A 13777-nucleotide genomic window follows, 5' to 3' on the forward strand; every position below is an offset into this window, starting at 1 on the left:
TCTTTTATTTACTAATTCGTTATGATGATACGATATCGGATACTTTTACCAATTCCATATCGATTTCACTTTGTCCTTTGATGGCTTGTTCTAAAGGGGTTAACATAATTTTATCTTGATTCAAACCTACCATGTAGTTAGATTTTCCTTCTAATAAGGTTTCTACAGCTTTAACTCCTAATCTTGAAGCTAATACACGGTCAAAACAAGAAGGAGAGCCACCACGTTGCATGTGACCTAAAACAGAAACACGTACATCATATTCAGGCATATTCTCTTCTATAAAATCTTTTAATTCGAATACATTTTTACCGATTTTATCACCTTCTGAAACTACTACAATGCTTGATGTTTTTCCTGAACCTTTACTTCTTTTTAACGATTCAACTAATCGGTCTAAACCAAAATCTTCTTCCGGAATAAGAATTTCTTCTGCTCCTGCTCCAATTCCAGCATTTAAAGCAATGTGCCCAGCGTCTCTTCCCATTACTTCTACAAAGAATAATCGATTATGAGAATTTGCCGTATCTCTAATTTTATCGATAGCATCAATTACGGTATTCAAAGCTGTGTCATATCCTAAAGTATGACTTGTTCCATAAATATCATTATCGATGGTTCCTGGTATTCCAATTACCGGAAATCCATATTCTTCATTAAAGATTTCTGCTCCAGTAAAACTACCATCACCTCCAATAACAACAAAAGAATCAATACCTGCTGCTACCAAATTATCATAAGCTTTCTTTCTACCTTCTTTTGTTTTAAATTCAGTTGAACGCGCCGATTTCAAAATAGTTCCCCCTTTATTGATAATATTTTTTACATCACGTGGTCCCATTTCTTTAAAATCACCTTCTATCATTCCCTGATAACCTCTATATATACCTACACATTCCACATTATAAAAGGCACAAGCTCTTACTACTGCACGTATGGCAGCATTCATACCGGGAGAATCACCCCCTGAAGTTAAAACACCAACTTTTTTAATCTTTATTGACATATTTTTGATTGTTTATGTAAAGTTATAAAACGGAAAACAAAAAAAGAGCAATTTTTGCAAACTATTTAATGATAGTGGCAAATTCAAACGTTTTCGTTAATAACTTTTTGATTTTAGTACTAAATAACTAAGAATTAATCGATTTCTGGAGCCTTAATTGGCTCTTCTTTACTAGGTTCGCTTGACTTAAATTTTCTTTGATTTATAAATTCTATAAACTCATTTGGAAAATCTGAATCAGGTAAATCATCATGAGATTTTGAAGTTTTTTTTCTATTTCGATTTGAATTAAATATCTTTTTGAGCATTTCTCTAAAAGTATTAAATTCGACATTATAGGTAACACCAAGACCTTGAGTATATCCTATTCCATCACCAACATAATTGATATCATTCTCTCTATTAAATACATGAGCATTCAATGAGCCATCTTCATTAAGCTGTATTAAAACTTCAAGATTTCCTACAATAATAGATTCTGTCACACCTCCTATGGGTACATTTGCCTTTCCGTTAATCGTAATTCTATCACTAATTCTTGTGCTTAAAGTTACCCCCACTCGATCTGAGATTTCAGTTAATCTATTGCCTTGAGAATAGTCTAATCCTAATTGTAAGTTACTATCAGCATCTGCAAACAAACCATTAATAATCGAACTTGCTCCTTCTATTAAAGAGCCATATGCCGCATTTCCAGTAGATTCAGCTGTTACAAAGGAACCTGTTGCCATTAAAGCAAAAGCTTGGTTTTGTCGTGTATCTTTATCTTGTAATTTATAATCAATTTCACTTTTTAATACCGAACTTACAGTAGGGAAATCAATACTAAAATCAGGTTGAGGATTATCTAAATTACCATTTAGCAAAATGGAAACATTGGTATCCACTTTTCTATTTAATGAAGCACTCTCTATTAATACAGCTGGATTTGCCATAGTTTTATAGGTAGCCTTTAAATCCAAGACTGCATTCATAGGCTCTCCATCCCAACGAATAGTACCTCCTTTTTCGACATTAAATTTTTTATCTATAATACCGCCGTATTTAAAATTATATTGCCCTTCTTGCACAATAAAATCCCCAAACATTTCAAATTTCCCTAAAGTATTAATATTCATCTGCATGGATCCAACACCTTTTCCTTTCATTGCATGTCCTGTTTCTCTATTCAGAATAATTTCAATTTCTGCATCGGTGTCAATATCAAAATTAAAATCTAGCTCAATACCTTGATAACGATTCCCTTTAGTAATTTTTTCTTTTAATGATTTTTGGTATTCAGCAACTGTCATGAAATTTATGAATGAATTGTTACCCAAGTCCTCGTCATCATTTACTGGAATTTTTATCGATGTCCCTTTTTCAGACTCCCCTGAAACCTTAATGTTTAATGCATTTATTGCCCCTGTAATACTAGCCTTCCCTTTCATAAAAGCAGTTCCGTAATAATAGGCATCTTCTGAATCTTTAGTGTCTAATGCTAAAATATTATCCGAAATCAAATGCAAATCGAGTTCCCAATCGCCAAGGTTTTCATGACGAATAGTTCCATCAATAACCCCTTTTGTTTTGTATTTGGTATCGGTTAGTTCAATTTTCCGAAGACTAAATTGATGCTCAGTTAAATCAACAATGGCATTTTTTTCGAAAGCATAATCTACATTCAAATACGGAACGCGCATTCCGGCATCATTAAGATAGAGTCTTCCATCCATTTCAGGTTCTGTTAATGAACCTCCTATTGTAGTTCTACCTGTAGCATTTCCTCTTACATCCGATAAAACACTTCCAAGCAACGATCCAAAAGGCGCCAAATTAAATTTATCAAAACCCGCTTCTAAATCCAAACTCGATTGTTGACCTACAAAATTTACATTTCCATCTAAGAAAAAGTGTTCTTGACCATCTTGTTTTAAACTTGAATTGACTTTAAACTGATTGAAATTTTCATTTCCTTCAATCTTGAAATCTAAATCACCTAGTAAAAACTGATTTATTTTCAAACTATCTATAGTTAAGTTTGAAATAGGTTCATATTTATTTCTATCTTGTTTGTAGGTAATATTTCCATTAATTTTTCCGCCAAATGATAAACTATCCAAAGCTGGTGTAACCTTATTTAATTCTACATCATCAAAGAATAATTTGAAATCTTTATAAGTAGAATCACGCATGGTTCCAAAGAAATCTATCTTTTGCTCGTTATGAGATAATGTTAACTTTTGAAAATCGAAATCTTTGAACTTTTTATCAAATACAATTTTATTGTCTTCTGTTTCTTGCTCGTTAATAAACCAAAGGTACTCTTTGAACTTAATCTCCGATTTTTTAAATCCAACGATAGATTGCTTATTTTCATTTATGGTATGATATAAATTCAAATCATACGTATCTTCGCTCTTAGGTCCACCTTTAAACTCAGAACGCACAAATAATGTGTCATTTAAAGTTAGGTTAATCAAATTAAAATCTGCAATTTTATATTTATTATTCTTAATAGAATCAACCGTAATGTAAGCATTGTATAATGGATTCTTATTGTCAATCTCAATATTTACATTTTCAATAGTATTTTCATATGCAATGATATTTGGAGAAGTAAAATCAAAAACAAACTTTCCTTCATCACCACTTATTTTTCCTTTAGCTTTTGTGTTTTCAGAAATTTTAACTTCGGGTATAAAAACTTCTACAATTTTATCATAAATAGTTAAGTCAAAATTTAAAAATTGTCCTTTTTCTAATTTGTTTGGAGAATAATTGGCATACAAACTCCCCAATGCATTTTCGACCATTTTTTGCAATTGATTTACTTTGTATTTTCCTACTATTTGCCCTGTTATAATATCGGGAGAATTAATTTCAATAGTTCGAACTCGTTCCGTATCAAAAGAAGAGGTCACTTCAAAATCATCAAAAAAATAGGAATCTTTACTATTTTGATACGAAACATTATTAATTTTTAAAACACCTGCTAAATCATCAATTGAATTTCCATCAGCTTTAAAATTGATATTCCCTTTAAAGATTGAAATAGAATCTGTTTTGTAAAAATTTAAAATATGTAAATCGGCATAGTCAATTTGGGCTTTAAAATCGTAGTTTTTAGCTTTTAAACTTAAGTCGATAGTTCCATCGAAATCCATTTTTAAATTTGGATCATTACTATTGAAATAGCCTTTATAATAGGGCATTTTCATGCTTCCATCAACCGTAATGTTTTGATAATTATATCCGTTATAATAAAATTGATCAATTTTTCCTTTGATGGCTGTATTCAACAATTTTTGCGTGAATCCTTTACCATCAACATCTAAATCTAATGTAACTTTGCCAATATCGTTTTGACTTAAAAGTGTTCCTAAATCAAAAGCGTCTAACTTAATATTTCCTTGATATGAAGCATTATCAATATTATTGATATTTTGCATTGCTAAATTACCTTCTAAATAACCCAATTGCGATAACATCGAAACATCGGCGTTGATGTATTTTTGAGTTAATTCTACAGCACCAGCAATATTTACATTTCCTAATTTAGCCAAAACCGATGGTAAATTATTGCCTAAAATTCGAGGTAAAATCGATTTTAAATCTTCATAATTGGAAGTAATTCGATCAAAGTTTCCTTTCATGTAAAACTCTTGATTTCCTTTTCCAAAAAGATTTCTAAAATTGGCAGTTCCAATTATTTCTGATTGATTCTTATCTACTAATTTTAAATTATAAGTCGTGAAATTATTCAATGTTCCAACCAAATGCGTATCAACATAAAAGACATTATTTTTCCCGAATTCATTGTAAAAATAATTCAAATCGTTTGAAGCAATTGTAGCTTTATCAAACTGAACATCAAAAATAACTTTGTTATTAAAATCTGAAAAATCTTTTCTGTTGTACTTCAACTCTACTCTACCTTTCATTTCAGATAAAGGCGTTTTCATTGCTAGTTGTTCTAACAATATATTTTTCTTGGTATACGTAAAATCAGCTGTAATATTTTCGACTAACAATCCGCGATGATCTTTGAAAGATAGCTTGTCAATAAATGTGTAAACATTAGGACCTTTGATAAAGAAATCTTCGATTTTACCATTTAATTGCGTAAAATCAAGCATTTTTGGTGTTTGAAGATTGTAATCGATGTATTGAAAACGGCTGTTATAAACCGTCATCTTATTGGCTTTCATTCTAAATCTTCCCGAAGAAGGAGAACCATCGTCAAAAGCTTCAATGAATTTATCTAAGTTGGTATAATCTTCGTTTTTGTAATTTACAATTCGAACATCCATTCCATGCAAAACCACATCTTTCAAATAAGGATGACCTGGATCGTAAATTTTCTTAAAACTTAAAATAGACGTATTTAATTTCTTAATGTAAAACAAAGTATCTTGATGATGATCTATAACTAAAACATCGCCAAGTTTTACACTTCCGAAAGGCGTAATGGCAACTTTTCCTATCGCTATATTAGTTCCGAAAGACTTATTCAAGCTATCAGTCGCATATTTTCCTAGAGCAGTTTGTACAAAAGGCAACGACAAAAGAATACCCAATAAGAGAAACAGCAATAAAATTGCAATTAAGGAACGAAATAGTATTTTTTTAAATTTTTTGATACGTTCTTTTGTTTTAAATTTGCTACCAATTTATTTAACTGGATGTATAATCCAACAAAAATAAGGAAATTTGTAAGATAATTACAATATCCCTATTCCAAATTTCATGCCTAAAATGTCAGAAAGAAAAATATATACTTTAGCCATCGAAAGTTCGTGCGATGACACGTCTGCAGCCGTACTATGTAACGACGTTGTTTTATCCAATATTGTGGCGCGACAAGCGATTCACGAAGAATATGGTGGCGTAGTTCCAGAATTAGCTTCGAGAGCGCACCAACAGAATATTGTTCCTGTTGTAGATGTTGCTATAAAAAAGGCTGGAATTACCAAAAATGACTTGAATTGTATCGCTTTTACACAAGGTCCAGGATTGATGGGTTCGCTTTTAGTAGGCGGTTCTTTTGCGAAATCGATGAGTATGGCTTTGGATATTCCGTTAGTGGCGGTAAATCACATGAAAGCGCATATTTTAGCGCATTTTATTGATGAAGAAGGTTTTGATAAACCTACTTTCCCTTTCTTAGCATTGACTATTTCTGGCGGACATACACAAATTGTGAAAGTAAATAGCTTTTTCGATTTGGAAATTATTGGAGAAACTACTGATGATGCGGTGGGAGAAGCTTTTGATAAATCGGCTAAAATCTTAGGACTACCCTATCCTGGTGGTCCTTTGATTGATAAATTTGCAAAAGAAGGAAATCCGAAAGCGTTTCCGTTTACTAAACCAAAAGTTGACGGATTAAATTTTAGCTTCAGCGGTTTAAAAACCCAAATTTTATATTTCATCCAAAAAAATGTAGCGATAAATCCGAATTTTATAGAAGAAAACAAAGCTGATATTTGTGCTTCCATTCAATATACCATTATCAATATTTTAATGGATAAATTGAAATTAGCTGTTGCTGAAACTGGAATTAACCAAATTGCAATTGGTGGTGGTGTTTCTGCAAATTCAGGAATTAGAACTACATTAAAAGAAGCAGAAAAAAAATACGGTTGGAAATCCTACATTCCAAAATTTGAATACACAACCGATAATGCGGCAATGATTGGAATTGTAGGGTATTATAACTTTTTAGAAGAAAATTTCAGTCAAGCTGATGTCACTTCTAAAGCACGAATTGAATTTTAAGATTATGAATAAAGTTTTCTTACTTCTCTTAATCTCTTTAACAACTTTTGGTCAAAAAAAACCAGAGGACTTTGGATATAAACATATAATCTTTACATATAATAAAACAATTGTTGATGTTTTAATCCAATCAAAAAAAGGAGAAGAAAATATAAAAAAATCTCTATTTTTATTCTGTCAAGGAAGCATGCCGCAACCTTTGTTAAAATATGATGAAACTGGTTTGTATTGCACATTTCCTTTTGATGTCAACGATTTTTTAGATGAATTTCATGTAGTTATAGTTGGAAAACCAGGTATTCCTGTAATTTCTGATGTTAAAGATTTAAAAAATAATTATCAATATTTAGTTGAAAACGATAGTGTTCCAAAAACATATTCCGATAACAATTATTTAGATTATTATGTTAACCGAAATAATTTTGTAATCAACAAATTATTGAAAGAAAATTGGATTTCAAATAGTAAATTAGTTATCGCTGGACATTCTGAAGGAAGTACAATTGCGGCCAAATTAGCAACTAAAAACAAAAAAGTAACACATTTGATTTATTCTGGAGGAAATCCATATGGTAGAATTTTAAGTATGCTTGAAGAAGAAGTATACAAACGAAAAAATTATGAGTTAATTGAATATTGGAAATTTGTTGTTGAGAATAAGAACAATTTAGAATACAATGGTGGTGATACTTTTAAAGCAACTTATGATTTTTCTCAACCATCAGCTGTGTATCTTAAAAAAATTAAAATTCCAGTTTTTATAACTTATGGTACTAAAGATTGGAATGCACCTTATAACGATTTATTGCAAATTGAAAGTATTCAATCTGAGTTAAAAAATTTAACGTTCAAACCTTATTTGGATGTAGAACATAATTTTTTTCCAGTTAATGAAAATAGAGAACCAAACTATGAAATATATAATTGGGAGAACGTAGGAAAAGATTGGAAAAACTGGTTAGATAAAAATTAAACGTATGCAACTATTCTATAATCCCGACATAAAACAAGGTGATATTACTTTCTTTTTCGACAAGGAAGAAAGCAAACATATAGTTAAAGTTTTACGTAAAAAAGAAAGCGATACAATATTTATTACTAATGGATTAGGTTTTTTATTTGAATCGAAAATTATTTTAGCTTCTGAGAAAAAATGCGAAGTTAAAATCACAAAAGAAACCTTCCAAGAACCTGATAAATTTTACACGCATATTGTAGTTGCTCCAACTAAAATGAACGACCGATTAGAATGGTTTTTAGAAAAAGCAACCGAAATTGGTATTCATGAAATCACGCCAATAATTTGCGATCATTCCGAACGAAAAGTTTATAAAATTGATCGAGCGGAAAAAATTATTCAAGCTGCCATGAAACAATCGCTTCATTATTATATTCCAAAAATCAATGAACCGATTTCGTTCTCGCAATTTGTAAAATCAAATATCGACGGACAAAAATTCATCGCACATTGCGAAGAAACGGATAAAAAATCGTTTAAAAACGAAGTCAAAAAAGATGAAAAAGTTACAATTCTAATTGGACCAGAAGGTGATTTTTCTATAAAAGAAATCAATTTAGCTATTGAAAATGAATTTATTCCTGTAACTTTGGGAAACACAAGATTGCGAACAGAAACAGCAGCTTTAGTAGCTTGTCATACAATTGCATTGATAAATGAATAAAATCTTAGTCCTTATAATATTGGTTTGGAATTTGGGTTTTACCCAAGAAATCGCTGTTGTGAAATATTCCGGTGGCGGTGATTGGTATGCGAATCCGACTTCTTTACCTAATTTGGCTAAATTTTGCAATCAAAACATCAATACTAAAATCAACACTAAAATTGCTACTGTTGATGTTGGAAGTTCTGAAATATTCACCTATCCCTTCGTGCATATGACAGGTCATGGAAATGTTGTTTTTAGTCCGAATGATGTAATAAATCTTCGCAACTATCTTACTTCAGGAGGATTTTTACATATTGATGATAATTATGGTATGGACGAATTCATCCGAAAAGAAATTAAAAAAATATTTCCTGATAATCCATTAACGGAAATTCCTTCTAATCACATTTTATTTCAAGAACCATTTAATTTCCCTGGTGGATTACCCAAAATTCACGAACATGACAATCAAAAACCACAAGCTTTTGGAATTTTCATCGAAGGTCGAATTGTTCTTTTATACACTTATCAAACGGATTTAGGTGATGGCTGGGAAGACGCTGAAGTACACAATGACCCTATTCAGATTAGAGAAAAAGCCCTAAAAATGGGAGCTAACATCTTAAATTATGCATTTAAAAATTAATTTTTTTTTAAAATAAAAATTAATTTTTTTAAAATATACAGAAAAACTACAGCAATTAAATATTTATTTTTTTTTAATTTTGATTTATTATCAATGTTAAACGAATAATAATATTATACAATTTTTATAGAAACTTTGATTTACTGTAAGAAAATAAAAATATTTAATATGTTTCTAACATATATTTTGTTAAATATTGATAACCAAATCAACTAACTAAAATACATTTTTTTATGAAAAAAATCTTAATGTCAGCAGTAAGCTTACTGCTATTGGTTTCATGTAGTAATGATGAAACAAATTCCTCTACTAATTCAGAATCAAAAATTAACCACCAACACCATAGAGGTTGTGCTTCTCATGAAGTTTTAGAGCAACAACTAAAAGAAGATCCTAATTTAGCTTCAAGAATGGAACAAATTGAAAGATTTACAGAAAATGCTTTAGCTAATGGAAGATTAGTTAATGGCAAAATTGAGATTCCTGTAGTTGTGAATGTTCTATATAAAACAGCTGCTGAAAATATTTCTTTAACACAAATACAATCTCAAATTGATGTATTAAACCAAGATTTTAATGCATTAAATAGCGATTTCAATCAAGTTCCAACAACATTTTCCGGTGTTAAAGCAAACGTTGGTATCTCTTTTGTTTTAGATGCTGTTTATAGAAAGTCTACAACAAAAACTTCATGGGGAACTCGTGATGCAATGAAAAAATCAAATCAAGGCGGAATTAATCCTACCTCACCAACTACTAAATTAAACCTATGGGTTTGTACAATTGGAGGTGGAATTTTAGGCTATGCACAATTCCCTGGTGGTTCTTCTGCTACGGATGGTGTTGTAATTGATTCTAGATACTTTGGTACTACAGGAACAGCAACCGCACCTTTTAATAAAGGAAGAACGGCTACACATGAAGTAGGACACTGGATGAACTTAAGACATATATGGGGAGATACTACTTGCGGAAGCGATTTAGTAAGCGACACTCCTACTCATAATACAGCTAATTATGGAATGCCAGTATTCCCACATTATTCAACATGTACTGGTACACCTATAGAAATGACTATGAACTACATGGACTACACTGATGATGCAGGAATGTATATGTTTTCTAATGGTCAAAAAAGTAGAATGCTTGCAATTTTTGCTTCTGGAGGAGCTAGATTTTCATTTGCGCAACCTTAATATATTAAATCATTTGACTTAATCTTTAAAACTCACCTATATCTGGTGAGTTTTTTTTATTTTAGCAAAAAAAAAAAAAATTGATGACATCAAAAGAACTATCATTTGGAATTGTTAGAGCGGTAGCTATTATAGTAGCTGTTTTTTTGTTATTATTTTTCTTTTATAAAATTTCAACTGTAATCATATATATGATTGTATCGGTTGTTTTTACGCTTTTACTCTATCCTTTTGTACTTTTTCTGAGAAGAAAACTAAAATTTAGAAATACATTAGCAGTAATCACGACACTACTATTTGTAATTTTTTTAATTTCGGGAATAATTTTACTATTTGTCCCTTTAATTGTCTCTCAGGGAGAAAACTTATCTCTTTTAGATATCAAAACACTTGAAAATAATTACAACCAACTATTATCCGATGTTACACTTTATTTGAATTCTCACAATATAGATTTACAACAAATTGCTACAAAATCAAACTTAACTTCATTTTCAAATTTTGAATTCATTCCTAATTTTTTAAATAACATCGTAAGTACCATTGGAAATATCGGAATGGGTTTGGCATCTGTTTTATTCATTTCATTTTTCCTGCTTAAAGAAAGAATCGCTTTTGCTACCGCTTTTAAAAATGTTTTACCTACAGAACAAAAAGAAAAAGTAATAAATTCTGTAGAAAAAATAAATGAAATGCTTTCAAGATATTTCTTAGGATTATTACTCCAATTGTTTATAATCTTGATTCTATATTTCATTGTATTTTTAATATTTGGTGTTAAGAATTCCTTGATAATTGCACTTTTATGTGCCGTTTTTAATATAGTACCTTATGTAGGACCTATTATTGCTACTTTTGTAGCTGGACTTTTAATTATGATTAGTAGCATTGGTACCGGTGCTGATTTTGCTTCAGAAACATTACCCACAACTATTTATGTTTTAATTGGAATGTTTGTAGTACAATTAATTGATAATAATATCAGTTCTCCATTGATTTTTTCAAAAAGCACCAATTCGCATCCTTTAGAAATCTTTTTAGTAATTTTGATTGCAGGTATTTTATCTGGTATTACAGGTATGATTATCGCCGTTCCTTTGTATACTTCATTAAAAGTAATTGGAAAAGAATTTTTACCCGAAAACAAAATCATCAAAGCCCTTACTAAAAATTTATAGTTTTGAATTTAGAATTGCTTTTACAAACTGAAATACACGATTTTATCAACAAAAATCTGAATGAAGACAGCTCAAAATTAGCTTTAAAGAAAAATCCATTTCCAGAAGTTAATTATTCGGTTCTCATCAATCAAATTATTGCGAAAAAGAAAGCGAAAGACAAACTTCCCACTTGGTTTTCAACTGAAAATATTATTTATCCTGAAAAAATTTCAATCGAACAAACTTCGTCAGAAACTACAGCAAAATATAAAGCTTCCTTAGTTTTGGGCGAAAAATTAATCGATTGCACGGGAGGGTTTGGTATTGACGACTACTACTTTTCAAAACAATTCCAATCGGTCATTCATTGCGAATTGAATGCCGATTTATCACAAGTCGTAAAACATAATTTCGAAGTTCTAAAAGCAATAAATATTGAATGTATTCAAGGTGATAGCACTAGAATTTTAGAACAATTGAATCAGAAATTTGATTGCATCTACATCGATCCATCCAGAAGAAATGATGCCAAAGAAAAAGTCTTCATGTTAGCCGATTGTTTACCAAATGTAGTCGATTTACAAGACTTTTATTATCAATATACCAATACCATTTTAATCAAAACCGCTCCTATTTTAGACCTTCATGCAGGTTTATTGGAATTGAAAAATGTTGCTGAAATTCATATTGTTGCTGTGGATAATGAAGTAAAAGAATTGCTTTGGAAAATTGATAAAAATTTCGATGCATCGCCCGAAATTATTGCAGTTAATTTGGAAAAAGAAAAACAAACGATTACCAAAATTGAAAGTACAAAATCCTATTTTGCCTCTTATAATTTACCAAAAATATATCTGTATGAACCCAACGCTTCTCTAATGAAATCAGGAGGATTTGAAGCGGTTTCTGAATTATTTTCTATTGGGAAGTTACACCAACATTCCCATTTATACACTTCGGATGAACTCATTGATTTTCCCGGCAGAAGATTTCAAATTAATGCGATTATTCCGTTTCAGAAAAAAGAAATTTTGGAAAATATTCAGGGCAAAAAAATGAATATTTCTACACGAAATTTTCCCATAAAACCAGAAGAAATCAAGAAAAAATATAAAATTACAGATGGCGGAATGGTTTTTGCATTTTTCACCACAAATATGAATAATGAAAAAATAATTTTACTTTGCACCAAATTATAATCCAAATGAAAAACTTTTTATCACTATTACTATTGTTAACTTTAAGTGTACAAGCTCAAAAAAAAGATTGTATTTATGATGTTGAAGAAAAAACCGATTCTACATCGTTAAAAGTTTTACCCAACGTTTTAATGCACGAAAAAATATTTGGAAACACGAACGAGTACTTATTTTTTGCTCTTTTAAACGACAACGGAACACCAATGTTAAGTATTCAACAATTGCAAAAAAGTAAAGACTTTATTAAAACGAATTGTATCGCAAAAAATTCAAAAATTGTTTTGCAATTGATGAATGGAAAAATTATTACACTCTTAAGTTCTAATGAAGAATCTTGTAGCGCACTAAGTTATGATTCGAATGAAAATAACAATATACGAATCTTAACAGGTTATTTTTACTTTACAAAGAATAATTATGAAGAATTAAAAAATAGCCCTGTAACGCTTATGCGAATTCACTTTGCTGGAGAAACAAAAGATTATGTTTTAAAAAGTGAATTAAATTCAGAAACATTAAAAACAACTTCTAAACCTGATAGTTATTTTATGGAGTTTTTGAAGTGTGTGGAGTAAATTATAATTTATAGTTGGTAATGAAAATATTCTATTTATTGATATTAACTCTAGTATCAAACTTATCACAATCACAAGGAATCATATCATATACACCATCCGAAATAACATTGGAATTCATCAAAGATTTCAAAAATTGGAATGATTATGCTTGCAATTTGAGTTTGGAGAAGAGCAACAACGATAAACTAATAGAATTAGAATACAAAAAGATACTTTCTAAATTTTGTAAAGAAAATAAAACACATCAAGGCATTTCATATGGAAACCATTCCAATCACAGTCCTGAATTTGAAAAAATAACAAAAGCTATTGTTAGAAAAGAAAGTGCCATCATTAAAACAAAATTTGTAGACCCTAATAACAGTTTTCGAAATGCAAATTATGAATATCACTTTGTAAAAATAGAAAACAAATGGTTTTTAGAAGAAGTGTATCTTGTTGATAAAGATGGGAAATATGAGGGATTATAGGATTATTCAGAATCGATATTAAACAAAAAAGCCTTGCTAATGCAAGGCTTTTTTGTGATCGCGCCAGGATTCGAACCTGGGACCTACTCATTAGA

At 30.2% G+C, this 13777-nt stretch carries 11 protein-coding genes; 9 read left to right on the top strand and 2 right to left on the bottom strand.

Annotated elements, in window-relative coordinates:
- Positions 1-19: 19 nt before the first annotated feature.
- On the bottom strand, positions 20-1006 hold the full coding sequence (pfkA, locus tag Q0075_RS03250; RefSeq protein ID WP_297868260.1) for a 6-phosphofructokinase: 987 nt from the start codon (positions 1004-1006) through the stop codon (positions 20-22).
- 134 nt (positions 1007-1140) lie between these two features.
- On the bottom strand, positions 1141-5580 hold the full coding sequence (locus tag Q0075_RS03255) for a translocation/assembly module TamB domain-containing protein (protein WP_297868261.1): 4440 nt from the start codon (positions 5578-5580) through the stop codon (positions 1141-1143).
- A 163-nt stretch (positions 5581-5743) separates the two neighbouring features.
- Here Q0075_RS03255 and tsaD point away from each other — a divergent pair, with 163 nt between their 5' ends.
- The 9 genes from tsaD to Q0075_RS03300 all read left to right on the top strand — a co-directional run bounded on the left by tsaD (position 5744) and on the right by Q0075_RS03300 (position 13682).
- A complete protein-coding gene (gene tsaD, locus Q0075_RS03260; protein WP_291109442.1) occupies positions 5744-6766 on the top strand; it encodes a tRNA (adenosine(37)-N6)-threonylcarbamoyltransferase complex transferase subunit TsaD in 1023 nt (340 codons plus the stop codon).
- A 4-nt stretch (positions 6767-6770) separates the two neighbouring features.
- Complete coding sequence (locus Q0075_RS03265; RefSeq protein WP_297868262.1) at positions 6771-7739, top strand: alpha/beta hydrolase; 969 nt, start codon at positions 6771-6773, stop codon at positions 7737-7739.
- Between the two features lie 4 nt (positions 7740-7743).
- Positions 7744-8448, top strand: a complete 705-nt coding sequence (locus tag Q0075_RS03270; protein WP_297868263.1) for a 16S rRNA (uracil(1498)-N(3))-methyltransferase — start codon at positions 7744-7746, stop codon at positions 8446-8448.
- A complete protein-coding gene (locus Q0075_RS03275; RefSeq protein ID WP_297868264.1) occupies positions 8441-9079 on the top strand; it encodes a DUF4159 domain-containing protein in 639 nt (212 codons plus the stop codon). Before Q0075_RS03270 ends, Q0075_RS03275 begins: the two co-directional genes overlap by 8 nt.
- 233 nt (positions 9080-9312) lie before the next feature.
- The gene (locus tag Q0075_RS03280) at positions 9313-10275 is read left to right on the top strand and encodes a zinc metalloprotease (RefSeq protein WP_297868265.1); all 963 of its coding nucleotides are present in this window, start codon (positions 9313-9315) and stop codon (positions 10273-10275) included.
- An 83-nt stretch (positions 10276-10358) separates the two neighbouring features.
- Positions 10359-11453, top strand: a complete 1095-nt coding sequence (locus Q0075_RS03285; protein WP_297868266.1) for an AI-2E family transporter — start codon at positions 10359-10361, stop codon at positions 11451-11453.
- A 2-nt stretch (positions 11454-11455) separates the two neighbouring features.
- Entirely contained in the window at positions 11456-12634 is a 1179-nt protein-coding gene (locus tag Q0075_RS03290) for a class I SAM-dependent methyltransferase (RefSeq protein WP_297868267.1), read from the top strand.
- A gap of 5 nt (positions 12635-12639) precedes the next feature.
- Positions 12640-13209, top strand: a complete 570-nt coding sequence (locus Q0075_RS03295) for a hypothetical protein (protein WP_297868268.1) — start codon at positions 12640-12642, stop codon at positions 13207-13209.
- A gap of 38 nt (positions 13210-13247) precedes the next feature.
- Complete coding sequence (locus Q0075_RS03300) at positions 13248-13682, top strand: hypothetical protein (RefSeq protein ID WP_297868269.1); 435 nt, start codon at positions 13248-13250, stop codon at positions 13680-13682.
- Positions 13683-13777 lie beyond the last annotated feature (95 nt).

This window comes from uncultured Flavobacterium sp., assembly GCF_937967675.1.
In the GTDB taxonomy this organism is placed as follows: Bacteria; Bacteroidota; Bacteroidia; order Flavobacteriales; family Flavobacteriaceae; genus Flavobacterium.

What these genes read in the sequence shown, in the direction of transcription:
- pfkA (WP_297868260.1), bottom strand. Translation starts at nt 1,006, where the DNA reads ATGTCAATAAAGATTAAAAAAGTTGGTGTTTTAACTTCAGGGGGTGAT.
- tsaD (WP_291109442.1), top strand. Translation starts at nt 5,744, where the DNA reads ATGTCAGAAAGAAAAATATATACTTTAGCCATCGAAAGTTCGTGCGAT.
- Q0075_RS03265 (WP_297868262.1), top strand. Translation starts at nt 6,771, where the DNA reads ATGAATAAAGTTTTCTTACTTCTCTTAATCTCTTTAACAACTTTTGGT.
- Q0075_RS03270 (WP_297868263.1), top strand. Translation starts at nt 7,744, where the DNA reads ATGCAACTATTCTATAATCCCGACATAAAACAAGGTGATATTACTTTC.
- Q0075_RS03275 (WP_297868264.1), top strand. Translation starts at nt 8,441, where the DNA reads ATGAATAAAATCTTAGTCCTTATAATATTGGTTTGGAATTTGGGTTTT.
- Q0075_RS03280 (WP_297868265.1), top strand. Translation starts at nt 9,313, where the DNA reads ATGAAAAAAATCTTAATGTCAGCAGTAAGCTTACTGCTATTGGTTTCA.
- Q0075_RS03285 (WP_297868266.1), top strand. Translation starts at nt 10,359, where the DNA reads ATGACATCAAAAGAACTATCATTTGGAATTGTTAGAGCGGTAGCTATT.
- Q0075_RS03295 (WP_297868268.1), top strand. Translation starts at nt 12,640, where the DNA reads ATGAAAAACTTTTTATCACTATTACTATTGTTAACTTTAAGTGTACAA.